The 26,003-nt window shown below is 65.9% G+C and carries 25 protein-coding genes; 22 read left to right on the forward strand and 3 right to left on the reverse strand.

Annotated elements, in window-relative coordinates:
- The first annotated feature begins 188 nt into the window (after window positions 1-188).
- The 9 genes from M2375_RS11185 to M2375_RS11225 all read left to right on the forward strand — a co-directional run bounded on the left by M2375_RS11185 (window position 189) and on the right by M2375_RS11225 (window position 8,340).
- Window positions 189-1,310, forward strand: a complete 1,122-nt coding sequence (locus tag M2375_RS11185) for a LacI family DNA-binding transcriptional regulator (protein WP_259166270.1) — start codon at window positions 189-191, stop codon at window positions 1,308-1,310.
- 118 nt (window positions 1,311-1,428) lie between these two features.
- Window positions 1,429-2,100, forward strand: a complete 672-nt coding sequence (locus M2375_RS11190) for an amino acid ABC transporter permease (protein WP_259166278.1) — start codon at window positions 1,429-1,431, stop codon at window positions 2,098-2,100.
- Between the two features lie 16 nt (window positions 2,101-2,116).
- Window positions 2,117-2,770, forward strand: coding sequence for an amino acid ABC transporter permease (locus M2375_RS11195; RefSeq protein WP_259166287.1), 654 nt, complete (start codon window positions 2,117-2,119; stop codon window positions 2,768-2,770).
- Between the two features lie 44 nt (window positions 2,771-2,814).
- The gene (locus M2375_RS11200) at window positions 2,815-3,606 is read left to right on the forward strand and encodes a transporter substrate-binding domain-containing protein (protein WP_404979314.1); all 792 of its coding nucleotides are present in this window, start codon (window positions 2,815-2,817) and stop codon (window positions 3,604-3,606) included.
- A gap of 147 nt (window positions 3,607-3,753) precedes the next feature.
- Window positions 3,754-4,509, forward strand: coding sequence for an amino acid ABC transporter ATP-binding protein (locus M2375_RS11205; protein WP_310473173.1), 756 nt, complete (start codon window positions 3,754-3,756; stop codon window positions 4,507-4,509).
- A gap of 133 nt (window positions 4,510-4,642) precedes the next feature.
- Window positions 4,643-5,449: a sugar phosphate isomerase/epimerase gene (locus tag M2375_RS11210; RefSeq protein ID WP_259166291.1), complete on the forward strand. Its 807-nt coding sequence runs from the start codon at window positions 4,643-4,645 to the stop codon at window positions 5,447-5,449.
- Window positions 5,450-5,494: 45 nt separating this feature from the next.
- Complete coding sequence (locus M2375_RS11215) at window positions 5,495-6,445, forward strand: sugar kinase (RefSeq protein WP_259166304.1); 951 nt, start codon at window positions 5,495-5,497, stop codon at window positions 6,443-6,445.
- Window positions 6,446-6,480: 35 nt separating this feature from the next.
- Window positions 6,481-7,470, forward strand: a complete 990-nt coding sequence (locus M2375_RS11220) for a D-glycerate dehydrogenase (RefSeq protein ID WP_259166308.1) — start codon at window positions 6,481-6,483, stop codon at window positions 7,468-7,470.
- Between the two features lie 114 nt (window positions 7,471-7,584).
- Entirely contained in the window at window positions 7,585-8,340 is a 756-nt protein-coding gene (locus tag M2375_RS11225; protein ID WP_259166311.1) for a siderophore-interacting protein, read from the forward strand.
- A gap of 9 nt (window positions 8,341-8,349) precedes the next feature.
- Here M2375_RS11225 and M2375_RS11230 read toward each other — a convergent pair whose 3' ends face one another.
- Window positions 8,350-9,225, reverse strand: coding sequence for a GntR family transcriptional regulator (locus M2375_RS11230; protein WP_259166318.1), 876 nt, complete (start codon window positions 9,223-9,225; stop codon window positions 8,350-8,352).
- Between the two features lie 242 nt (window positions 9,226-9,467).
- On the opposite strand from M2375_RS11230, the gene M2375_RS11235 reads away from it, so the two are divergent.
- From M2375_RS11235 to M2375_RS11275, 9 genes are all read left to right on the forward strand, one after another.
- Complete coding sequence (locus M2375_RS11235) at window positions 9,468-10,619, forward strand: C45 family peptidase (RefSeq protein ID WP_259166324.1); 1,152 nt, start codon at window positions 9,468-9,470, stop codon at window positions 10,617-10,619.
- Window positions 10,620-10,624: 5 nt separating this feature from the next.
- The gene (locus tag M2375_RS11240; protein WP_259166329.1) at window positions 10,625-11,569 is read left to right on the forward strand and encodes an ABC transporter permease; all 945 of its coding nucleotides are present in this window, start codon (window positions 10,625-10,627) and stop codon (window positions 11,567-11,569) included.
- A complete protein-coding gene (locus M2375_RS11245) occupies window positions 11,566-12,384 on the forward strand; it encodes an ABC transporter permease (RefSeq protein WP_259166330.1) in 819 nt (272 codons plus the stop codon). Before M2375_RS11240 ends, M2375_RS11245 begins: the two co-directional genes overlap by 4 nt.
- Window positions 12,381-14,057 (forward strand): ABC transporter ATP-binding protein, encoded by a 1,677-nt coding sequence (locus M2375_RS11250; RefSeq protein ID WP_259166332.1) that lies wholly within the window; start codon window positions 12,381-12,383, stop codon window positions 14,055-14,057. Before M2375_RS11245 ends, M2375_RS11250 begins: the two co-directional genes overlap by 4 nt.
- 29 nt (window positions 14,058-14,086) lie before the next feature.
- Window positions 14,087-14,950 carry an alpha/beta hydrolase gene (locus M2375_RS11255; RefSeq protein ID WP_259166335.1) on the forward strand — a complete coding sequence of 288 codons (864 nt, stop codon included), beginning with the start codon at window positions 14,087-14,089 and terminating at the stop codon, window positions 14,948-14,950.
- A 39-nt stretch (window positions 14,951-14,989) separates the two neighbouring features.
- Window positions 14,990-16,552, forward strand: a complete 1,563-nt coding sequence (locus M2375_RS11260) for an ABC transporter substrate-binding protein (protein WP_259166336.1) — start codon at window positions 14,990-14,992, stop codon at window positions 16,550-16,552.
- A gap of 100 nt (window positions 16,553-16,652) precedes the next feature.
- A complete protein-coding gene (locus tag M2375_RS11265) occupies window positions 16,653-18,089 on the forward strand; it encodes an amidase (protein WP_259166340.1) in 1,437 nt (478 codons plus the stop codon).
- A 12-nt stretch (window positions 18,090-18,101) separates the two neighbouring features.
- Window positions 18,102-18,737, forward strand: coding sequence for an FMN-binding negative transcriptional regulator (locus M2375_RS11270; RefSeq protein ID WP_259166342.1), 636 nt, complete (start codon window positions 18,102-18,104; stop codon window positions 18,735-18,737).
- Window positions 18,734-19,540 (forward strand): peptidoglycan DD-metalloendopeptidase family protein, encoded by an 807-nt coding sequence (locus tag M2375_RS11275; protein ID WP_259166344.1) that lies wholly within the window; start codon window positions 18,734-18,736, stop codon window positions 19,538-19,540. Before M2375_RS11270 ends, M2375_RS11275 begins: the two co-directional genes overlap by 4 nt.
- Here M2375_RS11275 and M2375_RS11280 read toward each other — a convergent pair whose 3' ends face one another.
- Window positions 19,541-19,840, reverse strand: a complete 300-nt coding sequence (locus M2375_RS11280; RefSeq protein ID WP_259166348.1) for a hypothetical protein — start codon at window positions 19,838-19,840, stop codon at window positions 19,541-19,543. It lies immediately after the preceding gene.
- A gap of 71 nt (window positions 19,841-19,911) precedes the next feature.
- Window positions 19,912-20,160 carry a DUF2061 domain-containing protein gene (locus M2375_RS11285; RefSeq protein WP_259166350.1) on the reverse strand — a complete coding sequence of 83 codons (249 nt, stop codon included), beginning with the start codon at window positions 20,158-20,160 and terminating at the stop codon, window positions 19,912-19,914.
- Window positions 20,161-20,377: 217 nt separating this feature from the next.
- On the opposite strand from M2375_RS11285, the gene M2375_RS11290 reads away from it, so the two are divergent.
- From M2375_RS11290 to M2375_RS11305, 4 genes are all read left to right on the forward strand, one after another.
- A complete protein-coding gene (locus M2375_RS11290; RefSeq protein WP_259166352.1) occupies window positions 20,378-21,931 on the forward strand; it encodes a DUF4178 domain-containing protein in 1,554 nt (517 codons plus the stop codon).
- 65 nt (window positions 21,932-21,996) lie between these two features.
- A complete protein-coding gene (locus tag M2375_RS11295) occupies window positions 21,997-22,215 on the forward strand; it encodes a DUF350 domain-containing protein (RefSeq protein ID WP_259166353.1) in 219 nt (72 codons plus the stop codon).
- Between the two features lie 363 nt (window positions 22,216-22,578).
- Window positions 22,579-24,066 (forward strand): polyamine aminopropyltransferase, encoded by a 1,488-nt coding sequence (locus M2375_RS11300; protein WP_259167711.1) that lies wholly within the window; start codon window positions 22,579-22,581, stop codon window positions 24,064-24,066.
- A gap of 42 nt (window positions 24,067-24,108) precedes the next feature.
- Window positions 24,109-25,824, forward strand: a complete 1,716-nt coding sequence (locus M2375_RS11305; RefSeq protein ID WP_259166354.1) for an FAD-dependent oxidoreductase — start codon at window positions 24,109-24,111, stop codon at window positions 25,822-25,824.
- The last annotated feature ends 179 nt before the right edge of the window (window positions 25,825-26,003 follow it).

Consider the following 26,003-nt stretch of genomic DNA (forward strand, 5'->3'; position numbering starts at 1 on the left):
AAAGTCGGAGAAGGCCGACAACCGGGGGGTGCTGAGCCTGGTGAAAACCCTGTGCCCTCAGCATCGCGGCTGGTCACATCCGGCCCGCGCCTTTGAGACTGCGCCAGCCGCCATGCGGGCATGCCTGGGCAGCGCTGGGGCCGTTCGGCGCTACCATCGCTACCGTAACGACCACCCTGGACCGCCCCGTGCCCAAGCCTGTGCCCCCCGCCACTCCTTCGCGCCCCTGCCCGCCTGGCGCAGCCAAGCCTGCTGCGCCCGCCAAGGCCCGGGCCACGATTGCCGATGTGGCACTGGCCGCCCAGGTCTCCAAGGCCACGGTGTCGCGCTACCTCAATGGCCGCACCGACATCCTCACCCCCGACATGGCCAAGCGCGTGGAGCTGGCCATTGCCAGCCTGCAGTACCGGCCCAGCCCGATGGCCCAGGCGCTCAAGCATGGCCGCACCCGCCTCATCGGCCTGGCGGTGGCCGATGTGACCAACCCTTTCTCGGTCGCGGTGCTGCAGGGCGCAGAAAAAGCCTGCCAGGCCGCCGGCTACCTGCTGGTGCTGTTCAACCTGGGCAATGAGGCCGGGCGCGAGCGCGATGCCATGCATGCGCTGTCGGCCTACCAGCTCGACGGCATGATCCTGAACCGCGTGGACACCAGCGCCCAGCTCTGGCAGGACGCGCAGCTGCACGGCAAGCCCATCGTGCTGGTGGACCGCTTTCAGGAAGGGCTGGACGCCGATTTTGTGACCGTGGACAACCCCGGCGTGATCCAGATCGCGATGGACCACCTGCAGCAGCAAAGCTTTGACGAGGTGCTGCTGGTGACCGAGCCGATTGCCGATGTCAGCTCGCGCACCGCGCGCCAGCAGGCCTTTGCCCGCTACCTGCAAGGCCAAGGCAGCACCGGGCGCGGCCAGCCGGCGGCCATGCAGGGCAGTGTGTGGGAAAGCACCCCGCACAACACCATCGCCCTGCAGCAGCACCTGCAGCAATGGCGCGATCAGGCACAGCAAGCCGGCCGCCACCCGGCCGTGCTGGCCGGCAATGCGGTGGCCAGCCTGCGTGTGGCCACGGCCGTGCATGCGCTGGGCTGGGTGCCCGGGCGCGAGCTGGGCATCATAGGGGTGGACGAGACCGACTGGGCCGCCCTGGTGGGCCCGGGCCTGAGCACCGTGGCCCAGCCCACCGATGCGCTGGGCCAGGCGGCCGCCAGCTGCCTGATCGAGCGCATCCAGGGCCTGCAAAGCCCCGCGCGCACAGTCGAGTTACCAGGCACCATCATTGTGCGCGGCTCGACAAAATCGCCAAGCGTTTGATTTTTAACAAACAAAAAAGGGTATACGCACCAAACTAGGGCAAACCCTAGTAATCGATCCGTAACCTTGCGCTAAACTGCGGCGCTACTGAAACCGGTTTCAAACGCGCCGCATCGCCATGAACTACACGTTCCAATTCGACCAGGTCCTGGCAGCCTGGCCGCAGCTATTGCAGGGCACCTGGGTGACCATCCAGCTGTCTTTTCTCGCCATGATCATAGGCCTGGCCGTTGCCATCGTCTGCGCCTGGGGCAAGACCTCGGGCCCGGCGCCGCTGCGCTTTGTCATCAATGCCTATATCGAGCTGATCCGCAACACGCCCTTTTTGGTGCAGTTGTTTTTCTTCTTCTTTGCGCTGCCGGCCGTGGGCCTGCGCTGGTCGCCCCAAACCGCCGCGCTGGTGGCCATGGTGGTCAACCTGGGCGCCTATGCGACCGAGATCATCCGCGCCGGCATCGAATCCATCCCCAAGGGCCAGATCGAAGCCGGCCTGGCGCTGGATCTGAAACGCTGGGAAATCTTCCGCTTTGTGATCCTCAAGCCCGCGCTCAAGACCATCTACCCGGCGCTCACCAGCCAGTTCATCTTGCTGATGCTCAGCTCGGCCGTGGTGTCGGTGATCTCGGCCGACGACCTGACCTCGGTGGCCGCCAACATCCAGTCCGAGACCTTCCGCAGCTTTGAGGTCTACATCGTGGTGGCCGTCATCTACCTGCTGCTGTCGCTGGCCTTCAACCTGCTGTTCAAGCTCATCTACCAGATGGCGCTGAACTACCCAGACCGTCGCTGAACTCGGAGAACAAGAAATGCGTACTTTTGGTTGGCCCGAGTTGTGGTTCATCGTGGAAGCGGCCAAGTGGACCGTGGCCCTGTCCTTGATCGCCTTTATTGGCGGTGCCCTGGTGGGCCTGGTGATTGCGCTGTCGCGCACCTCCGAGAACGGCCTGGCACGCGGCATTGCCACGGCATTCACCCAGATTTTTCAGGGCACGCCGCTGCTGCTGCAGCTGTTCCTGGTGTTCTTTGGCGCGCCCATTCTGGGCTTTGAGATCAACCCCTGGGTGGCGGCGGCTGCTGCGCTGATTCTGAACAGCGGCGCCTTCCTGGGCGAGATCTGGAGGGGCTGCATCCAGGCGGTGCCACGCGGCCAGTGGGAAGCGGCCGAGGCGCTGTCGCTGTCTTACTTCTGGCGCATGCGCGCCGTCGTGCTGCCCCAGGCCATGAAGATTGCCGTGGCCCCCACCGTGGGCTACCTAGTGCAGATCATCAAGGGCACCTCGCTGGCGGCCATCATCGGCTTTACCGAGATCACGCGCGCCGGCCAGATCATCAACAACGCCACCTTCCAGCCCATGCTGGTGTTCGGTGTCGTCGGTGCCGTTTACTTCATCCTGTGCTGGCCGCTGTCCTTGTGGGCTGGCCGCCTTGAGAAGCGCCAGGCCAAGGCCCTGGCCCGTTGAACATTTTTGGTTGTCGGTTGATATTTCTACTAGGAGACATGAGCATGCAGATTTCCCGCCGCACTTTCACCTCCGCTGCTGCCGCCCTGGCTGCCAGCGCCCTGTTGCCCCTGACCGCATCGGCCCAGTCGCTGGCCGATCTGAAGAAAAAGGGCAAGATCAGCATCGGCATGCTGGTGGACTTCCCGCCCTACGGCATCCTGAACACCAGCAACCAGCCCGACGGCTACGACGCCGATGTGGCCAAGCTGCTGGCCAAGGAATGGGGCGTGACCGCCGAGATCGTGCCCGTGACCGGCCCCAACCGCATCCCCTTCCTGCTGACCAACAAGGTCGACATGCTGATCGCCTCGCTGGCCATCACGCCTGAGCGCGCCAAGCAGGTGCTGTTCTCCAAGCCTTACTCGGCCGCTTCGATCGTGCTGTACGGCGCGACCAAGACCGCCATCAAGGGCCCCGAGCAACTCAAGGGCCTGCGCGTGGGCGTGGCCCGTGCCTCCACCCAGGACGTGGCCGTCACCAAGGCTGCGCCGGAAGGCACGCAAATCCGCCGCTTTGACGACGACGCCTCCGCCATGCAAGCGCTGCTGTCGGGCCAGGTCGATGCCATCGGCTGCTCGGTGACCGTGGCTGCACAGATCGCCAAGCGCGCACCTGCTGGCCAGTTCGAGAACAAGTTCCAGCTGCTGCAGCAAAACATGGCGGTCGCCCTGCGCCCCGGCCAGGACGAAGTGGCAGAAGCCGTGAACGCCTTTATCGCCAAGAACACCGCCAATGGTGAGCTGAACAAGCTGTACCAAAAGTGGTTGGGCGCTGACCTGCCGAAATTGGACTAAACCCAGAACGGGCTACCCCCTGAGGCGCTGCGCGCCTTCCCCCTGGAAGGGGGACGACGGCCTTTGCGTCGGGGCGGCCCTAGCTGGCCGTCCCGCGCATCAAACCCGCCTCGTGCAAACGCTCATCACACACGACAAGACTGCTTTATGACGACCCCCTCGCAAGCACCCATCATTCGCCTCCAAGGCGTCGAGAAATGGTATGGCAACTTCCAGGTGCTGACCGATATCAACCTCGACGTGCGTGCCGGCGAGCGTATCGTCATCTGCGGCCCCTCGGGTTCGGGCAAGTCCACGATGATCCGCTGCATCAACCGGCTCGAAGCCATCCAAAAGGGCAAGATCACCGTGGACGGCACGGACCTGACGGGCGACAGCAAGGCGATCGACACCATCCGCAAGGAAGTGGGCATGGTGTTCCAGCAGTTCAACCTCTTCCCGCACCTGACGATTGTCGAGAACTGCATGCTGGCGCCGATGCGCTCGCGCGGCCTGAGCAAGGCCGAGGCGCAGGAGCGCGCCATGCACTACCTGACGCGGGTGCGCATTCCCGACCAGGCCCACAAGTACCCCAGCCAGCTGTCGGGCGGCCAGCAGCAGCGCGTGGCGATTGCCCGCGCGCTGTGCATGGCCCCCAAGATCATGCTGTTTGACGAGCCCACCTCGGCCCTCGACCCCGAGATGGTCAAGGAAGTGCTGGACACCATGATCGGCCTGGCCGAAGACGGCATGACAATGCTCTGCGTGACCCATGAAATGGGCTTTGCCCGCAGCGTGGCCGACCGGGTGATCTTTATGGCCGACGGCAAGATCATCGAGCAAGGCCCACCGGCCGCGTTCTTTGACAACCCCCAACACCCCAAGACCCAGCAGTTCCTGGGCCAGATCCTCAGCAACCATTGATGGTGCTGCGGCGCGGGACGTCCCAACGCGGGCGCCCAACGCCGCATCGCCTTGCGGTGCAAAACATCTTCATTGACCGCTGCTAGCGCCCCGCCCGGCCGGCGGGCGCCAACGGCCACTACACATAACAACCATGGCCTTGTCTTTGCAAAACGCCGGCTCGCCCGCGCTGATCTCCCTCACCTCTTTTGGCAATGCCGAAGTGCGCCGCCACGGCCAGCTCTACTTTGCCCAGCTCTCGCACCGCGCAGGTGCCAATGGCTATGAAGTGCGCGAAGAGCTGCTGCTGAATGCTGCCGAGGAACTGCCCGCGCTGGCCGCCTATGGCCGCGCGCACCAGCTGGACCTGGTCTACTCCTGCCCCCAGCCGCTGTTTGCGATGGACGGCAGCCTGAACACCGCCGCCGTGCAGCACGCGATTGCCGCCAGCCACACCCTGGGGGCACCCTGGCTCAAGATGTCGATCGGCGGCTTTGCCAGCCAATCGGTGGCGCATTCGGCCCAGGGCTTTGCAGCGCTGAAGAGCGCCATCGATGGCGCGGGCCTGACCTTGCTGATCGAAAACGACCAGACCACGGCCGCTGGCACCGTGCAAGCACTGCAGCGCTTTTTTGCCGCTGCGGATGCCGCTGGCCTGCCGCTGCCGATGACCTTTGACATGGGCAACTGGCACTACCTGGGCGAATGCGCGCTGCAAGCGGCGCAGCTGTTGGGCAGCCGCGTGGCCTATGTGCATGCCAAGGGCGTGCAGCGCCTGCCCGCTAAGTGGGTGGCAGTGCCGCTGGCCGAATCGGCAGCGGCCTGGCGCGCCATTCTGCGTGCGCTGCCCAGCGACGCGCCCCGCGCCATCGAGTACCCGCTGATCGGCGATGACCTGGTGGCAGTCACCCAGCAGGAGCTGGCCGTGCTGCGCGACGCCACCGCCTTGCAAGCCCGATAAGCCGCTGCTACCCATCCGCACCAAACACCCAAGAGAGACACGGCCATGACCACCAAGACCTTTGACATCGCCACCTTTGGCGAAGCGATGATGCTGCTGATTGCCGACCGCGCCGGCCCGCTGGAGAACGCCGAGTTCTTTACCAAGCGCATTGCGGGCGCGGAGATCAATGTGGCCACCGGCCTGGCGCGCCTGGGCTTTAACACCCACTGGGCCAGCCGCCTGGGCGCCGATTCGATGGCGCGCTACCTCATCAACCAGATGAAGAGCGAAGGCGTGCACTGCGAGCATGTGGTGCTGGACCCGGCGCAGAAAACCGGCTTCCAGATCAAAGGCCGCAGCGACGACGGCAGCGACCCGCAGGTGGAATACCACCGCAAGGGCTCGGCAGCCAGCCTGATGACCCCGGCCGACATCGACGAGCCCTGGCTGGCCGCTGCCCGCCACTTGCACGCCACCGGCGTGTTTGCCGCCATCTCGCAAACCAGCCTGGCCACCGCCCAGCGCAGCTTGCAAATCGCCCGTGCTGCCGGCAGCACCATCTCCTTCGATCCCAACCTGCGCCCCACCCTGTGGCAGGACGAGGCCACGATGCGCCGCGAGATCAATGCGCTGGCTGCCGGCGCGGACTGGGTCTTCCCCGGCCTGGCCGAGGGCACGCTGCTGACGGGCCACAAGACACCCGAAGCGGTGGCCCGGTTCTACCGCGACCAGGGCGCGAGCCTCGTCGTCGTCAAGCTCGGCGAAGAAGGTGCCTACTACGATGACGACCAGGCCGGCACCGGCTATGTGGCCGGCTACCCGGTCGAGAAGGTCGTGGACACCGTGGGCGCCGGCGATGCCTTTGCCGTGGGCGTCATCAGCGGCCTGCTCGATGGCCGCTCGGTGGCCGATGCGGTCAAGCGCGGCTGCTGGATTGGCGCGCTGCAGGTGCAGGTTCTGGGTGACTCGGAAGGCTTGCCGACCCGCGAAGCCCTGATCGCCGCCGGTTACTAAGCCCTCTAAAGATGTCAACGCACCCAGGAACGCCCATGACCAGCACCCGCCACAAGATTTTGGTTTTTCGTGAACTGCCCGAAGACCAACTGGCCCGCCTGCAAGCCGCGCACGATGTGACCGTGGCCAACCCGCGCGTTGCGGCGCAGCGCGATGCGTTTTTTGCGGCGCTGCCCCAGGCCCAGGCGCTGATCGGGTCGAGCTACCCCATCACCGATGCGCTGCTGGATGAGGCGCCGCAGCTGCAGGTGATCTCCAGCATCTCGGTGGGCGTGGACAACTACCCGCTGGCATCGCTGCGCGAGCGCGGCATTGCGCTGTGCCACACGCCGGGCGTGCTGACGGAAACGACAGCCGACACCATTTTTGCGCTGCTGATGGCCACCAGCCGCCGCATTCCGGAGCTGGCGATGTATGTGCGCTCAGGCCAGTGGCAGCGCAATATTGGCGAAGAGCTGTTTGGCTGGGATGTGCATGGCAAGACCCTGGGCATTCTGGGCATGGGCCGCATTGGCATGGCGCTGGCGCGGCGCGCAGCGCTGGGCTTTGGCATGCGCGTGCTCTACAACAACCGCAGCGTGGTGGCAGACGGCGAGCTGGGCGCGCTGGCCGGCCAGGTGCACTATGTGGCGCGCGATGCGCTGCTGCGCGAGGCGGACTTTGTCGTCTCCGTCGTGCCCTCCACCCCCGAGACCAAGCACCTGCTGGGCACCGAGGCCTTTGCGCTGATGAAGCCCAGCGCCATCGTCATCAATGGCTCACGCGGCGCGATTGTCGACGAGGCCGCGTTGCTGCATGCGCTCGACACCGACCAGATCCGCGCCGCCGGCCTGGATGTGTTTGCCACCGAGCCGCTGCCGGTCGAATCGCCCCTGCGCACCCATGCCAAGGTGGTGGCGCTGCCGCATATCGGCTCGGCCACGCACGAGACGCGCCATGCGATGGCCGAGATGGCGACCAGCAATCTGCTGCAGGTGCTGGCGGGTGAGCAGCCTGCAGGCGGGTTTGATCTGAGCCAGGCCTGAGCTGAGCGAGACGGGCCAAGCGCAGGAGCGCCCGCATAATGGCCGCTCGGCATTCTGGTGACCCGCACGGCGCCAGCGGCCACCACCCTTCTCGTCTTGTCTCCTGACTGCGGCATGCCTTCGACTCTCCAGGTTCTCTCTCTCTGCTCCCCCTCTGCAGGCTACCGCCGCATCCGCTTTGCCGGCCCGCAGCTGGCGCCCTTTTGCCAGCACGACAATATCCACTGCCGCCTGGTGTTTCCGTCGGCGCAGGATGCCGCAAGCAGCAGCGCCAGCAGCACGCGCGTCTACACCGTGCGCAGCTTCGATGCCGATGCGCAATGGCTGGAGATTGACTTTTTGCTGCATGCCGATGCCGGCCCGGGCGCGCACTGGGCCCAGCAGGCGCAGATCGGCGACCAGGTCGAGATTCTCAAACCCGGTGGCCGCACGGCCCGCATGGCCGACTGGATGGTGCTGGCCGGTGACGACAGCGCCCTGCCTGCGCTGGCCCGCATCGCAGCGCAGCTGCCGGCCAGCACACGCGGCCATGTGGTTTGCGAGATAGCGGACCCGCAAGATGCCATCGACATCCGCCTGCCGCCAGGCATGCAGTGGCACTGGCTGTACCGCGCAGGCCTTGCAGCCGGCACCGGCGATCAGCTGCAGCAGGCGGTGCAACAACTCGATTGGGCAGCGTCGCAAAGCGCCGAAGGCACAAGCCGCTTTTTATGGGTAGGTGCCGAATTTGCCACCGCGCAGGCGCTGCGCGCCTGGGCCGTAGACAGCCTGGGACTGGGTAAGCAGGAGCAGCTGATCGTCGCCTACTGGCGCCGGGGCATGAGCGAGAACGAGCTGCGCGCGCCCAAGCCTGAGCTGGAAAAAACCTAGACCCTGTTTTTAGATCTCCGCCGAGCGCGAGATATGCCGGCGCAGCAGTGCGGCGGCATAGTCGGCATCGCCTTCTTTGAGCGCCTTGAGAATGCCCAGGTGGTCGGTGCAGGCCTGGCGGATGTGCTGCTCGCTCAAGTGGCTGAAATGCGCAAACTCCGAGATCTTGCGCAGCGAGTTCTGGCGGCGCACCGACTCGATCAAAAAGCGGTTGCGCGACCAGGACACGAGGGTTTCGTGAAAATTGGCATTGGCCTTGAACCACACATCCTGGCGCAGCTGCTCGACGGGCATCTGCAAGATATCTGACTGCTCGCGGAACAGCTGCTGCAGCTGCTCGGGATCGGGCGCAAAGTCCGCCATCTTGAGTGCGCCGCATTCGACGATCAGCCGAAAATCATAGCTCTCATGCACGGCCTGGGGGTTGTCCAGGCTCTCGGTAAAGCGCCAGCCATGGCCGGGCAGGCGCTCGGTCAGGCCCTCTGCCGCAAAGCGCATCAGCACGCGGCGCACGGCGCCCCGGGTCACGCCAAACAGCTCCACCAGCTGCGCCTCGGAGACCTCACCGGCCAGCTGGCCACTGGCGCGGTGGTTCATGATCTGGCTGTACAGCGCCTCGGCCTCAGAAGGCGGCACCAGCTGCTCCAGCGCATCATCGCCATCGGGCACGCGCTCGACCCGAAACCCCCGGCCCGGGTGGTAGGCCACCAGGCCCTGGGCGGTCAGCAGCATCAGCGCCTGGCGCACGGGCGTGCGCGAGACCTTGAGCTCCTCGGCCAGGTGCAGGTCAGAGATACGGTCGCCCACGCGCCAGCGGCCTCCATGCATCAGCGCCGTCAGCTTGCGCGCGACGTCGATCTGCAAAGAACTCAGCGATTGCTTCAAACCGAATCTCCCCTTGGTTGTGCTGTTGCGGCCCTCGCCGGCCCATTGCGGTGGCGTTGGCGGCGGCGCGCAGCGTCTTGTTTTTGCCGGCCAGCCCCGAGCATACGCGCCAGGCTTCCCGTCTTGGCTGCATCCTTCATCGTAGTTTCCCTAAGTTTTGTTTGATTCTATAAAAAACAAATTGACAGCGATAGTCCTGGAAATTAATGTATTAAAAGTTCACAAAACACAAAAGGAAAAAGATGTCGCCGTTTCCACTCGTCACGCTGTCTGGCGCCCCCCAAGCCCGTGGGCGCCAGTATGGCGCGGCGCTCAAAGACCGCATTGCCCGCAGCGCAGCGCTCTACGGCGGCGCGCTGGAGAAGTACGGCATCAGCGCCGCACACAAGGCCGCGCTGATCGCCGAATACGCCCAGAAGATCGCCGCCTTTGACGAGAACTACCTCGAAGAGATGCGCGGCATTGCCGAGGGCTCGGGCGTCGCGCTGGACGACATCGTGATGATCAATGCCCGCACCGAAGTGGTGGCCCTGGCGCGCGCCCAGTCCACCCAACCCGTCGATGACGAGCTGGACGACGGCTGCACCGGCGCCATGCTGCTGCCCGAGCGCAGCGCCTCGGGCAACCTGATCCATGGCCAGAACTGGGACTGGCGCGCCGAATGCGCCGAGACCGGCGTGGTGCTGCGCGTGCGCCAGGACCATGGCCCCGACTACCTGACCTTTGTCGAAGCCGGCGGCCTGGCCCGCAGCGGCCTCAACGCCGCTGGCATCTCGATCACCGCCAACTACCTCGAATGCGAGCGCGACTACACAAAGCTGGGCATTCCGCTGGGCCTGATCCGCCGCAAGGTGCTGGAGCAAGAGCACTTTGCGCTGGCTGCCAAGGCCGTGGCCACCACGCCCAAGTCCTGCTCCAACAACATCATGGTCGCATCGGCCGCCGGCTTTGGCATTGACTTTGAATGTGCGCCGGACGAGGCCTTCCCGCTCTACCCCGAGGACGGCATGATCGTGCACGCCAACCACTGGGTCAGCCCCGTGGCGCTGGCCAAGCTGCGCGACACCGGCATTCCCCATGTGCCCGAGAGCTTTTACCGCGACTGGCGGGTGCGCAAGATCCTGCAGGAGCAAGGCCGTTTGCTGACGCGCGAATCGCTGAAGAAGGCGCTGTTTGATGACTTTCTCTCGCCCTACGCGGTATGCCGCCCACCGCGCCCCGCCGATGGTGGCAACCTGACGGCCACCGTCGCGATGATCGTGATGGAGCCGGCGCTGGGCATCATGGAGATTGCGCCGCTTCCCGCCATCAACCGCCAGTTCACCACCTACCGCCTGCAGGGCGATGGCGCGGCTGAACCGTCTGCAGCCGCCGCTGCGGCGCTGGAGCACTGAGCGCCATGTGGAAATTCGCTGCCACCCGCATCGGCATGGCGATTCCGACCTTGGTGATCGTGGCGCTGGCCGTCTTCATTCTGGTGCGCCTGATCCCCGGTGACCCGGCAGCGCTGATGCTGGGTGACTCGGCCGATGCCGCATCGCTGGCGGCCCTGCGCGAGCAGCTGGGCCTCAACGCCAGCCTGCCCACGCAGTTCCTGGTCTGGTCCGGCCATGTGCTGCAGGGCGACCTGGGCCAGTCGATTGCCAACCGCCAACCGGTTGCCGCGCTGATCTGGCAGCGCTTTGCCGTCAGCGCCCAGATCGTGCTGCCTGCCGTGCTGCTGGCCACCCTGGTGGCCGTGCCGCTGGGCATGCTGGCGGCCTGGCGCCAAGGCCGCATCACCGACCTGGCCCTGGTGGCCACCGCCACCTTGCTGCTGTCGCTGCCCGCGTTCTGGATGGGGCTGCTGCTCTTGATGTTCTTCGCGCTCAAGCTGGGCTGGTTTCCGGTGGTCGGCTTTGTCGCCTTTGGCGAGAACCCGCAGCAGGCGCTGCTCTACCTGGTGCTGCCGATCACCACCTTGCTGCTCCATGAGATCGGCGTGATCCTGCGCATGACCCGCGCCTCCACCTTGGAAGTGCTGCACCTGGACTACATCACCCATGCCCGCGCCAAGGGTCTGAGCGAGATGACGGTGATGCTGCGCCATGCCTTCAAAAGTTCCTTCGGCCCCACCTGGACCCTGCTGGGACTGATCCTGGGCAACCTGCTCGCCGGGGTGGCGGTGATCGAGACCGTGTTCACCATTCCGGGCCTGGGCCGGCTGCTGGTCGATGCGATCTTTGCCCGCGACTACCCGCTGATCCAGGGCTGCCTGCTCTTCATCGCCAGCATCTATGTCCTGGTGAACCTCTTTGTGGACCTGCTCTACCCCATCTTTGACCCCAGGGTGGCCGCATCATGAACCGCCGCTCCCTCTCCTTCTGGCTGGGCGCTGGCCTGGTCTCCGTGGTGGTCGTCGTGGCCTTGCTGGCCACGTTCTGGACGCCGTATGACCCGCTCAAGCTCGACTTCAAGACCCGCCTGGCAGCGCCCGGCTGGCAGCACTGGATGGGCACGGACGAGCTGGGCCGCGATGTGCTCAGCCGCCTGATGCGCGGCACCGCTACCAGCATCCGCATCAGCCTCAGCACCGTGTTTCTGGCCACCTTCTTTGGTGTGCTGATTGGCGCGCTCAGCGGCTACCTGCGCGGCTGGCCCGACCGCATCCTGATGGCCATCAACGATGCGCTGCTGGCCTTCCCGGGCCTGTTGATGGCGCTGGGCCTGCTGGCGGTGTTTGGCGCCAGCACCACCGGCATCATCATCGCGCTGGCACTGGCCTATGCGTCATCGGTGGTGCGCGTGGTGCGTGGCACCGTGCTGGGCCTGCGCGAGCGTGATTTTGTGCGCGCCTCGCGCGTCATGGGCAACGCCGAGACCTACACCTTGCTGCGCCATGTGCTGCCCAACTGCATCGCACCGGTGATCGTCATGGCCACCTCGATGTGCGGCTGGATCATCCTGGCCGAGAGCTCCTTGAGCTTTCTGGGCCTGGGCGTGTCGCCGCCAGCACCCACCTGGGGCAACATGCTGGCGGGCAGCCGCTCCTATGTCAGCCAGGCCGCCTGGCTGGCGATTTTCCCGGGGCTGGCGATATCGCTGGCATTGCTGGGCATCAACCTGCTCGGCGACGCCTTGCGCGACCGGCTCGACCCACGCATGCGGAGGCGCGTATGACCCCATCCCCTACCCTGCTGCAGATCCAGAACCTGAGCCTCTCGGCCGGCGCCGGCAAACTGGTGGTGCGCAATGCATCCTTGCAGCTGGCCGCGGGCGAGATTGTCGGCATCGTCGGCGAATCGGGCTCGGGCAAGACCATGCTCAGCCGCGCGGTGATGCGGCTCACGCCCCATGCCATCAGCCACAGCGGCGGCGACATCCTGCTTGACGGCCAGTCGCTGTATGCGATGAACGAGCGCCAGCTGCGCGCGCTGCGCGGCCCGCGTGTGGCCATGGTGTTCCAGGAGCCGATGACCTCGCTCACACCCACCCTGAGCATTGGCGAGCAGCTGCTCGAAGGCCTGCGCATGCACCTGCCCCAGGCGCGAGCCGAGCACATGCCGCGCATCCACGCGATGCTGGAGCGCGTGGGCCTGCGCGATACCCAGCGCATCCTGAGCGCGTTCCCGCATGAGTTCTCGGGCGGCATGCGCCAGCGCATCATGATCGCCTCGGCCATGCTGCTGCGCCCGGCCCTGCTGATTGCCGACGAGCCCACCACCGCGCTGGACGCGGTGGTGCAGCGCGAGGTGATGGAGATGATGCTGGAGCTGACGCGTGAGAACGGCACCGCCGTGCTGCTGATCAGCCATGACCTGCCGATGGTGGCCCGCTACGCGGACCGCATGGTGGTGATGAAGCAGGGCGACATTGTCGAGACCGGCCCCACCGCCCAGGTGCTGGCCGCGCCCGCCCATGACTACACGCGCCAGCTGCTGCGCACCCTGCCCCAGCGCCGCGCGCCGCGCCAGATCGACCGCACGGCACCGCTGATGTCGGCCCGCGATCTGGTGCTGGAGTTTGGCGGCCGCCAGCGCTGGTTTCGGCGCGGGCCACCGGCCCGTGTGCTCAAGGGCATCAGCCTGGATATCTTCCCCGGCGAAGTGGTGGCCGTGGTCGGCGAATCGGGCTCGGGCAAGACCACCTTGGGCATGATCCTGTCGGGCCTGTTGCAGCCCACCAGCGGCAGCCTGCTGTACAAGGGCCAGCCCTTGCTGCCGGGCAGCCCGGGTTTCAAGGACTACCGCTACAACTGCCAGATGGTCTTCCAGGACCCCTATTCATCACTGGACCCGCGCATGACGGTGCAGGCCCTGGTCGCAGAGGCGCTGCGTATGGCCGAAGGCCTGAGCGCCAGCGACAAGCGCGATCGCGTGAACCAGGCACTGGTCGATGTGGGGCTGGGCGGCGATTTTGCGGCGCGCTACCCGCATGAGCTATCGGGCGGGCAGCGCCAGCGCGTAGCCATTGCCCGGGTGCTGGTACGCCGCCCGGCGCTGATGATTGCCGACGAGGCCGTCTCTGCGCTCGATGTAACGGTGCGCGCCCAGGTGCTGGACCTGCTGGCCGAGCTGCAGCAGCGCTATGGCTTCTCTTGCCTGTTCATCAGCCACGACCTGGGCGTGGTCGAGCAGATTGCCGACCGGGTCATCGTCGTGCAGGGCGGCCTGATTGCCGAGCAGGGCACGCGCGATGCCGTGTTTGACCAGCCGCAGAACCCCTATACGCGCCAGCTGTTGGATGCGATCCCGATGCTGCAGGCGACGCCCGATGGCGGCGTGCACCTGCGCTGGCGCCATGCCGAGGGCCGGGCCAACGCCCCTGCAGACGGCACTGCCTGCCCTGCCTAAAAATTCAGCAACTTTTCAGGAGTCTTCTTATGTCATCCCCTCCCGCCCGCCAGGGCCACGGCATCCAGCTCAGCTATTACGACTTTGGCGCCACCACCTTTTTTGCCAGCCAGTTCGACCAGCGCTTCAGCTACTGCCTCTATGTGCCCAAGAACTACAGCGAGAGCGAGGACAAGCTCTATGACCTGGCGGTGATCGTGCACGGCACGGGCCGCACCGCCAGCCAGTACCGCGACCGCTTTGCCGACTTTGCTGACCGCAATGACTGCATCGTGCTGGCGCCGCTCTTTCCCGCCGGCATTGGCGTGGCGGGCGACCTGGCCAACTACAAGCGCATCCTTTTTCATGGCATCCGCTATGACCAGGTGCTGCTGTCCATGGTCGACGAAGTGGCGGCCAAGTACCGCGTGCGCAGCCAGCGCTTTCTGATGTACGGCTTCTCGGGCGGCGGGCAGTTCTGCCAGCGCTTTTTTCTGCTGCACCCCGAGCGCCTGCAGGCCGTATCGATTGGCGCGCCAGGCGTGGTCACCCTGCTCAACACCGACTACGACTGGTGGGTGGGGGTGCGCGATATCGAACAGCGCTTTGGCCGCAGCCTCAACCTGGCCGCGATGCGCAAGGTAGCCGTGCAAACCCTCATCGGCACGGCCGACACCGCCACCTGGGAGATCACCATTCCGCGCGACAGCGCGCTGTGGATGGAGGGCGCCCAGCTGCAGGGCGACAACCGCATCGAGCGCATCACCGCGCTGGCCGACAGCTTTGCCGCGCATGGCATCCGCGTGCAGCGCGACACCGTGCCCGGCATTGCGCACGAGCCCTTCAAGGTCATCGAGCCGGTCGAGGCCTTTTTGCAGCAGTGCCTGCGCGCGCCGCAAGCCGCCCCGGTTTAAGCCCCCCACGCCACCGTCCCCACCACCACAAGGAAGACCATGCCCACCAGCCGCTCTCTTTGGACGCCCGCGCTGCTAGCTGCAGCCTGCGCGCTCAGTGCCCCCAGCCAGGCCGCCGGCGCGCCCGATATGCTGCGCGTGGCGCTGCATGCCGATATCGCCAGCGTCAACCCCGGCGTCAACCGCGATGGCAACTCCGACATGGTGATGGCCCATGTGGTCGAGGGCCTGGTGGCCTACGGCGAGGACCTGACCATCAAGCCCATGCTGGCCAGCAGCTGGACGGCCAGTGAGGACAGCAGCAGCTACGAGTTCAAGCTGCGCCCCAATGTGCGCTTCCACAATGGCAAGACCTTGTCGGCCGCCGATGTGGTGTGGAACTTCAAGCGCTACCTCGATCCCAAGACCAACTTCCAGTGCATCAACCGCTACAACGGCAAGATCGGGCCCGCGCTGCAAGAGGTCAAGGCCGTCGATGCCCAGACGGTGCGTTTCAGCTTCTCGTCGCCCGCACCCAATTTTCTGATCACCTTGGCGACCATCCAGTGCACGCCCTGGATCATCCATGCCGACTCCTTGGCGGCCAATGGCAGCGTCAGCCAGGTGATTGGTACCGGCCCCTACCGCTTTGCTGAAAAGCAGGCCGGGCGCTACACCGAGCTCAAGCGCTTTGCCGACTACAGCGCCCTGCCTGGCGCGCGCGATGGCTATGCCGGCAACAAGCAGGCCAGCATTGCCACCCTGCGCTTTGTCACCGTGCCGGACGCCAGCACCCGCTCCAACGGCGTGCTCTCGCGCGATCTGGATGTCATTGATGATGTGGACCCCGACACCATCAAGGTGCTCAAGGACAAGGGCGTGCAGGTGGAGGTGCAGCCCACGCCCAGCTGGGTGGTGCTGCAGGTGCAGACGCAGGCCCCCGCGCTCAAGGATGTGCGCATGCGCCAGGCCATTGCCAAGGCGCTCAGCCTGCCCGATGTGGCAGATGCTGCGGGCAAGGGCCTGTTCACGGCCAACCCCTCGGTGCTATCGCCCCAAAGCCCCTACTACGACCAGCGCAGCAAGGCCTGGCCAGCCTATGACCCGGTGGGCGCCAGCGCGCTGGCCAAGCAAGCGGGCTACCAGAGCCAGCCCATCACGCTGCTGGTGGCCAACCGCCAGGAGCGCGTGCAGCTGGCCACCATCTTGCAGGCACTGCTGGGCGCTGCCGGCATCAATATCGACATCAAGGTGCGCGACTGGGCCTCGCAGCTGGATCTGTATGGCAAGGGCCAGTACGAGCTGGCCATCTTTGCCTACTCGGCCCGGCTCGATCCCTTGCTGATGTACGAGTCGCTGATTGGCGACAAAAAGGCCGAGCCGACCCGCCAGTGGGACGATGCGCAGGCCTCAGCCTTGCTCAAGCAGGTGGCGATGGAGCGCGACCCGGCCCGCCGCAAGGACCTGTTCAACCAGCTCCATGCGCTGATGGCCAAAGAGGTGCCCATCATCGGCCTGTACAACCTGCCCGTGGTCACCGCGATGGTGCCCGGCATCAAGGGCTACAAGGGCTGGCCCGCCGGCACCCACCGCTTCTGGGGCGTGACCCGCGCCGCGCCCTAAACAGTCCCAAACGCATCAAAGCGATACCACTGCGCGTGGCCAAAACTGCCTGGTTTTGCCACGCCCAGCCTCCCCCTCATCTCTGCGTTTCACACCCTGTATGTCTTTTTCTGCAACCGACTACCGCCACGCCGATGCCACGGCACTGGCGCAGGCCATCCGCGCTGGCGCGCTCACGCTCCAGGCAGCGGTGGACCATGCCTTTGCCGCCATTGAGCGCTGCAACCCCCAGCTCAATGCCGTGATCCTGACCATGCGCGAACAGGCCGAGGAACAGCTGCGCCAGCTGCCGGCCGACGCGCCGCTGCGCGGCGTGCCTGTGCTGCTCAAGGACGACTGCCCCAGCTATGCCGGCGCGGCCATGTCGTATGGCTCGCGCGCGGCGCTGGGCAACGTCTCAGCCACCGACCACACCTTGGTGCGCCGCTACCAGCAGGCGGGCATGGTCATCGTCGGCAAGACCAATCTGCCGGAGTTCTCGGCCAATGTGGCGACCGCGCCCAGCCTGCATGGCCGCACCTTGAACCCCTGGAGCGCTGCGCACAATGTGGGCGGCTCCTCGGGTGGCTCGGCCGCAGCGGTGGCAGCGCGCATGGTGCCGCTGGCCTATGGCAATGATGGCGCGGGCTCGATCCGCATTCCGGCGGCCTGCACGGGGCTGTTTGGCCTGCGCCCCTCGCGCGGCCGCGTGGCCTGCGGCCCTACCTCCAGCGAGAACTGGGGCGGGCTGGTAAGCCACCATGTGCTCACGCGCAGCGTGCGCGACTCGGCGCTGATGCTGGACCTGACTGATGCGCTGGAGCCCGGCTCGCTCTATGCCGCGCCCGCCAAGGCGGAAGACTTTAGCCAGGCACTGCTGCGCCCGCCCGGGCGGCTGCGCATTGGCGTGCTGCAGGAGGCGGGCCCGGCCCAGGCGCTGGATGGCGACATCCTGCAGCGCCTGCAGGACACGCGCCGCCTGCTGCAGGAGCTGGGCCACGAGACCGAAAACGCCAGCTGGAACTTCTCGCACAGCGATCTGGCCGCTGCCTTCAGCCGCATCATTGCCGCCTATACCGCCCTGGAGGTGGATGATTTGGTGCGCAGCACCGGCAAGCCCGCCACGGCGGAGTTTTTTGAACCGGTGAACCTGGGCCTGGCCGAGCAAGGGAGACGCCTGGGTGCTGTCGAGTTGTTGGCCGCGCGCAATAGCTGCAACAGCATCGCCAGGCGCCTGGGCGAGATGTTTGGCCGCTATGACCTGCTGCTCTGCCCGGTGATGCCCACCTTGCCCCAGGGCCTGCAGGCGCTGGATGTGCGCCAGCACGATGCGCAGCACTTTATGCAGGAGTTCATGGATGCGACCGTGTTCACCCGCCCGGCCAATGCCGCCGGCGTGCCCGCGATGAGCGTGCCGCTGTGGCAAAGCGCCAGCGGCCTGCCCATGGGCATGCAGTTCATCGCGCCCTATGGCGCAGAAAGCCGGCTGCTGCAGCTGGCCGCGCAGCTGGAGCAGGCTTTGCCCTGGGGCCAGCGCCTGCCCCCCGTCCACGCTTGATTCCAGACCCCGATGCTCTACACCAAACCCTATTACCAACCTCAGCAGCCCGCGCAGATCAAGGAGCTGGTCGACCGCGTGGTGCTGGGCACCTTGATTACGCCGCACAGCGAAGGCGTGGCGCTGTCCCACCCCGTTTTTAGGCTGGACACGACGCGTGGCGCGCTGGGCACCGTGGTGTCGCATGTGGCATCGGCCAGCGACCATGTGCGCTTTCTGCGCCAAGGCCTGCCCAGCATCGCCATCCTGATGGACCCGGGTGGCTATATCTCGCCATCCTGGTACCCCAACTACCCGCATCGCGACAGCGCGCCGACCTGGGGATTCCAGGTGGTGCACCTGCATGGCACGCCGCGCATGCTGGAAGAGGATGAACTCGTCGCGCACCTGCAGGACCTGGTGGGCCATATGGAGCGCGGCCGCCGCTGCCCCTGGGACAGCAGCGAGCTGGGCCCTGGCGGCATGGCGCGGCGCCTGCCCGGCATAGTGGGTTATGAGATGCCGGTGGCGCGCTCTGAAGCCAAGTTCAAGCTCGGCCAGGACGAGCGCCCGGCCGATATGCGCGGCGCGGTCGAGCACCTGCGCGAGCAAAACCAGCATGCGCTGGCCGATACGATAGTGCAGCACTGCCAACTCCAAAAGCCATGAGCACCAACACCATCCCCGCCAACGCCGCCCTGCAGACCGACCCCATCGCCGATGCCATTGCACGCCACCAAAGCGGCCTCAGCGCCGTGCCGGAGGCTGCCGCCTTCCATGCCTGGGTGGCACAGCAGCGCGGCAGCTGGGGCGATGTGATGCCCGGCCTGGCGCAGGCGCGCATGGGCCATATCGACTTTCGCAGCCCGGATATGCCCGTAGCCGCCGCCAGCGCCCGCATGGACCGCGAAGGCGCCACCCGCGCTTATGAGGCCCTGCAGCAGCGCCAGGGTTTTGAGATGGGGGTGGGCCACTGGATGGAGCAGCGCTGCGTGTACCAAAGCAGCAACTACGCATCCACCCGGCTGGAAGGCGCAATGCGCGACTGCCACCTGGGCCTTGACCTGTTTGCGCCCGCAGGCACCGCGCTGCGGCTGCCGCAGGCTGCGGAGGTGGTGGTGGCTGAAGTGCGTGATATTCGGCTGGACTATGGCGGCATGCTGGTGCTGCGCCACCAGGGGCCTGCGCATCCTCAGTTTTTCAGCATCTGGGGCCATCTCAGCCATGCATCGGCCCGGCGCTGGCAGCCGGGCGATCAGATTGCCGCAGGCAGCGAGTTTGCCCACCTGGGCGACTTTGCCGAAAACGGCTGGTGGCTGCCCCATCTGCATCTGCAGCTGTGCCTGCTGGCGTTGCCCGATTTCAGCGACGCACCCGGTGTGGGCGAGCAGGCCTTTGCGCCGGTCTGGCAGGACATCTTTCCCAACCCGGCGCCGCTGCTGCGCGCCGATGATAAGGCGCTGCGCAGCTGATTATTTTGCCGCCGGGTCGCAGCGCACCTGGTTCATATAGATCGAGCAGTTGTACTTGTTGCCCTGAAAACTCGCTTGGTAGCGCGTCGATTCGCGCTGCCGGTCAAAGCCAAAGACCTGGACATGGGCCTCGGTGCTGCTGAAATAGTTGGCGGTTTTCTCGGCGATGGCCTGGTCCGACAGCACCGCATTGCTGCCAATGGGCGCCACCACATCACAGCCCTGCAAGGCCAGCACGGCCACGCACAGGGCGGGCCAGGCGGCCAGGGGCAAAGGCTTGCGCAAGATGGAGGGGGTCATGGAGGCATCCTGTAGGTAGCGGCAATGCGCTACTGTCGCACATCCCGTCGGTCCTGTCAGGGGGTGGTGCGTCAGGCTGCTTGCGCTTCGGCAGGCACGGCTGCTGTGCGCGCATTCCAGCGCTGCCAGGCTTTTTCATGGAAGAAGAAGGCAAAGGCCTGCACCGTGGGTTCGAGCAAGCTGAGGGTCAGCGAGGCGATCAGGTTGCCGGTAACGGCATAGGCCACCAGCGCTGCAACCGTGATGTGGATCAGGTAGTAGCTGCCGGTCTTTTTGAGGGTCTGGCGGTTGTCGTGCAGGCTGCGGCGGAAGCGGGACATGGTGGGCTCTTTCTTGCTATACATCGATGGCGGTTCTGTAAATGGTATTTATTTGCAATGACAAAGGCCAATGAATCCTCGCTAAAAAAACCATAGGCTTGGCTAATACCGCCAGTCACAGGCTGGCGGCCCGCCCCCCCCAAGGCCTGCGCTATGATGCGGTGCGGTTGCCGACCGGGCACCGCCAAAAACACCTTCATAACAAGCCAGACGACCTATGACGACGGACCAGCAACGCAGCTATACGGCACCCTGCCCGGGTTGCGGTGCACCTGTTGAATTTGCCAGCGCCCAGTCTGTATTTGCCGTCTGCCCGTATTGCCACAGCTCCATCGTGCGTGAGGGCGATGCCTTGAAGCGCATTGGCAAGATGGCCGAGGTCTTCAGCGACTACAGCCCCTTGAAGCTGAACCAGACCGGCCAGTTTGCCAAGGGCAGCCAGGGCAAGCCGGAGGGCTTCCGCCTGGTGGGCCGGCTGCAGTACAAGGGCGAGACCGGCAGCTGGAATGAATGGCTGGCGCTGGGTGACAGCGGTGAGACCGCCGTTATCAGCGAAGACAACGGCCAGTTTGTTTTGAGCCGCGCGAGCCAGGCCCCCGCCAAGAACCTGCCGCCGGCCGACCGCTGGCAGCCGGGCCAGAGCATTGCGATCAGCGGCGTGCAGTACAGCGTGACCAGCGTGGTGCTGGCCCAGCTGATGGCCGCCGAGGGCGAGATGCCGCACCAGCCCGAGCTGGGCAAGCCCTTTACCGTGGTGGAGCTGCGCACCGACGATGACAAGGTGCTGTCCATCGACTACAGCGAGCAGCCCCCCGCCGTGTACCTGGGCGCGCCGGTGCTGCTGGGCGCACTCAAGATCGCCGGGCTGCGGCCCACCTCCGCCAAGAAGGACCAGGGCCGGCACTTCAACTGCCCGCGCTGCGCGGCACGCGTCGATATCAAGCTGGACACGACCCAGAGCCTGACCTGCCCGAGCTGCGGCTCCCTCATCGATGTCTCGCAAGGCATTGGCGGGGAACTGCGTGCGGCGCTGCAAGACGAGCCGGTCAAGCCCATCGTGCCGCTGGGCAAGATCGCCACCTTGGCCGGCAGCAAATGGCAGTTGGTGGGCTTCCAGCACCGCATGGGGATCGAGCCCGATGACGACGAATACTTTGGCTGGGACGAGTACCTGCTGTACCACAGCCAGCAGGGCTTCCAGTTCCTGGTCAACAGCAGCGAAGGCTGGAGCCTGGTCAAGACCTTGACCGGCGCGCCCGACTACCGCGCAGGCCGCAGCACCGCGACCTGGAAGAAGCAGACCTACCAGCTGCAATCGCGCTACCGCTCCGAGACCACCTATGTGCTGGGCGAGTTTTACTGGCCGGTGGCCCGGGGCGACAAGACCGACAATGTGGACTTTGCCCGGGGCCAGGATGGCGCGCAGCTGCTGAACCTGGAGCAGAGCGCGCGTGAGCTGAGCTGGTCGCTGGGCCGCAAGATGACGCCCGAGTCGGTCGCAGCCGCCTTTGGCATGAGCGACCAGCTGGCCCTGTTCAAACCCGAGACCAGCAGCTTTACGCTGCCCAAGCTGGGCTGCATGCCCATCATCATCGGGCTGGTGCTGCTGGTCTTTCTGCTCAGCTGGTTGTGGCCCAAGGGCTGCGATACTGCGCAGGAGCGGCGCAAACTGGCTGCCGACCCGACCTATGTGAGCAAGTGCAGCACCAGCACCGGGCGGACATCCAGCGGTGCATGGGGTGGCTACAGCTCTGGCGGCAGCCACAAATAAACAATTGCTGGCAACAGCGCTGCGCATAGCCTGAAAAGGCGCGCTTTTGACGAAGGAGAGTTGTGATGGATTTGGAATGGTTCCGCCCTGCGGCGTTTTTTGGCTCCATCCTGTTTGCCATGGTGGGCGTGGTGGTGTTCTGGCTGTGCTTTTTGATCATCGACAAGATCACGCCCGTGGACATGTGGTCCGAGATTGTGGAAAAGCAGAACCTCGCGCTGGGCGTGGTGGTGGCCGCAATGAGCCTGGGCATCAGCATCATCGTGGCAGCCGCCATCGGCTAGCACCTGTGCGTGCCGCGCCAGCCGCTGCGGCTGGTATGGCCGCCACCGCTGTCGCCCGTTGATGACCGCTGATGGCCACGGATGGCCACGGATGGCCGCTACCGCAGCGCCTGGCATCTGCGCGGGCGACCTGCCCTTTTCCCCTGTTAGCCAACGCTGCTGGTGCCCGCGCGCCTGGCACCGTCCCTGCACTGTTCGCCCGTGTCGACCTCCAGCCCTGACAACCCCTCTGCCAACGCCTCCCCCCATGCATCGCCCAGCCCGCGCCCCCAAGGCGCTTTAGGCACGGACGACGCGCTGGAGTTTGGCCACGCCGCCCAGCCTGGGGGCGCCGCGCGGCGCGCCAGCCCGCTGGAAGTAGCGATGCTGTTCAGCGTCTTTGTCGTGGCAGCCTGTGGCCTCTTGTACGAGCTGGCCGCAGCGGCTCTCGCGTCCTACCTGCTGGGCGACTCGGTGCTGCAGTTCAGCACCATCATCGGCACCTATTTGTTTGCGATGGGCATCGGCTCCTGGCTGTCGCGCTACCTGGTGCGCGAGCTACCAGGGCATTTTTTGCGCATCGAGCTGATGGTGGCGCTGGTGGGCGGCGCCTTGCCGGCCGTGCTGTCCATCGTCAACGCCTATGTGCCCAGCGCTTTTCACTGGATGCTGTATGGCACGGTGATGGTGGTGGGCACCCTGGTGGGGCTGGAGATACCGCTAGTGATGCGCATCCTCAAGCGCAATGTGGTGCTGCGCGATCTGGTCTCCAAGGTGCTGACCTTTGACTACCTGGGCGCGCTGGCGGTGTCGCTGGCCTTCCCGCTGCTGCTGGTGCCGCACCTGGGCTTGATCCGCACGGGGCTGGTGTTTGGCCTGCTCAATGCGCTGGTGGCGGTGTGGGCGCTGTTTCTCTTCAAGGACGAGCTGCGCCGCTTTGGCAGCCACGTGCTGGCCTGCGGCCTGGTGATTGCCGCCTTGCTGGGCGGGCTGGTGGGCGCAGAGCGGCTGACGTCGCTGACCGAAGACCACTTCTACCAAGAACCGATTGTGCTGACCCGTACCACGCCCTACCAGCGCATTGTGGTGACCCAGGGCAAGCGCGGCGCACGCCTGTACCTGAACGGCAACCTGCAGTTTGCCCAGAGCGATGAGTACCGCTACCACGAGGCCCTGGTACACCCGGTGATGAGCCGCTATGGCGCGCCGCGCAAGGTGGCGGTGTTTGGCGGCGGCGACGGCATGGCCGTGCGCGAGGTGCTGAAGTACCCCTCGGTCGAATCGGTGACCCTGGTGGAGCTGGACCCGCAGATGACCGACCTGTTCAAGAACGTGCCGAGCATGCAGGCGCTGAACAGCAATGCCTTGAACGACCCCAAGGTGCACATCGTCAATGCCGACGCCTTCCAGTGGCTGCAAAAGGCCGACGAGGTGTTCGATGTAATCATCGTGGACTTCCCCGATCCGACCAACTTTGCCGTCGGCAAGCTGTTTACCAACAGCTTTTACGCCATGCTCAGCCAGCACCTGGCGGCCAGCGGTTTTGCGGTGATCCAGACCACCTCGCCGCTGATTGCACGCGAGAGTTTCTGGACCGTGGTGACCACCGTTGAATCGGTGGGCATGCAGGCCACGCCCTACCACGCCCATGTGCCCAGCTTTGGCGAATGGGGCTTTGTGATTGCCAGCCGCCGGCCCTGGAGCCTGCCGACGACCTTGCCGGACGGCATGCGCTTTTTGAGCCTGCCCAGCCTGCCGCTGCTGTTTGATTTTCCGCCCGACATGGCGCGGGTACCGACCGAGGTAAACCGCCTGTCCAACCAGGTGCTGGTACACACCTATGAGCGCGAATGGGGCAAGGTGGCGCACTGATATGACGGCCCAGCACCCCTCCACAACGCGCACAGCACAGCCATGCAACGCCGCTCCGTCCTGAAAGGCGCCGCCGCGCTGGCCGGCAGCAGCGCCTTGGCCGGCTGCAAGCCCGCGCCGCCGAGCACCAGCAGCGCCCATATCCAAGGCGGCTTTGTGGGCCAGGCCTGGGAGCGTGGTCATGCGATGCGCGACCGCCTGGCGCAAGGCCTGCCCTTGCCCGCGCCCAGCCGCACGCACCGCGTGCAGGTGCTGATTGCCGGTGGCGGCATTGCCGCGCTATCGGCTGCCCGCGCCTTGCGCCTGGCAGGCATCAGCGATGTAGCGCTGCTGGAGCTGGAAGACCAGGCCGGCGGCAACAGCCGTGGCGGCACCGTCCAGGGCCTGCGCTGCCCCCTGGGCGCCCACTACCTGCCGGTACCTGGCGACAGCGCGCCCGAGGTGCAGGATCTGCTTGAAGAGCTGGGCGTGCGCCAGCGCGTGGCGGGCCGCTGGCAGTACAAGGACGAGTACCTGTGCTTTAGCCCGCAGGAGCGCCTTTTTATCCATGGCGGATGGCAGGAAGGCCTGCTGCCCACGCAGGACGTGGCCGCCAGCACCACCGCCCAGTACCAGCGCTTTGCCCAGCTGGTGGACAGCGCCATGCGCGCCCAGCCCTTCAGCATGCCGGTGATGCGCAGCTGGCAGGCCCAGGGTGGCCTGGCCCCCGCCCACCAGGCGCTGGATGCCATCCGCTTTGACACCTGGCTGGCCCAGCACCAGCTGGACGACCCGCACCTGCGCTGGTACCTGGACTACGCCTGCCAGGACGACTTTGGCGCTGGCTGCGCCCAGGTATCGGCCTGGGCCGGCCTGCACTACTTTGCCAGCCGCCACGGCTTTCAGGCCCCGGGCACGCAAGACGACGCGCATGACAGCGTGCTCACCTGGCCGCAAGGCAATGGCTGGCTCAGCGAGCAGCTCGCTGCCCCGGTGCAGGCCGCCGGCTGGCTGCACAGCGGCCACACGGTGATGCGCATCGCCGAGACGCGCCAAGGCGTGGAGATCGACAGCTTTAACCACGCCAGCCAGAGCATGGAGCGCTGGCAGGCCGCGCACTGCATCGTGGCGCTGCCGACCTTTATCGCGGCCCATGTGGTGCAGGACCCGCCCGACTTTCTGCGCGCCGCCGTAGAGGCGCTGGACTGGGCCCCCTGGCAGGTGACCAATGTGTACATCCGCGCCCCGCTGCGCGACCGCCCCGGCGCCGAACTGGCCTGGGACAATGTGCTGTATGACGATGTGGCCCACGGCGGCCTGGGCTACGTCAACGCCGGCCACCAGCGCCTGAATGCCATGCAGCAATTGCCCACCATCCTCACCTGCTACCGCGCGCTAGGCGGCAACCAACCCGGCGCCAGCCCACGCGCCGCGCGCCAGCAGCTGCTGGCCCAAAGCTGGGAGGCCGCACGCGACCAAACCCTGACCACCCTCGCCCGCGCACACGCCGACATCTACGAAAAAACCACCCATGTCGAGGTCATGCGCTACGGCCACGCGATGGCCATCCCCCGCCCCGGCACACAGACGGTGCTGAGCCATATCGGCCAGCCCATTACGGGCGGCAAGCGCCCAGCGCTGATCAACGGCGAACGCCTCCAAGCCCTGCCCACCCCGAGCACCGGCCGCCTGCATTTTGCGCACAGCGACTGGTCGGGGTATTCGGTGTTTGAGGAGGCGTTTACGCGGGGGTTGTATGCGGGGGTGGGGGCGGGGTGATGGGTGCTGCGCGGCACTGACGATGGGGAGCAATTCCTGAAGGCTGTGAGTGAAGCGGGTGGTTGAGATGTTGTAGTCTCTTGCTGGCGCATATCGGCCAGAAGCGGTCAGCGGCTTGGTTCACTTCAACGGCTGGTGTAGGCTGGTAGCCGTCATTCACACGCCCTCCATAAACGACC

It is taken from the genome of Comamonas sp. BIGb0152, from assembly GCF_024809975.1.
GTDB lineage: Bacteria > Pseudomonadota > Gammaproteobacteria > Burkholderiales > Burkholderiaceae_C > Comamonas.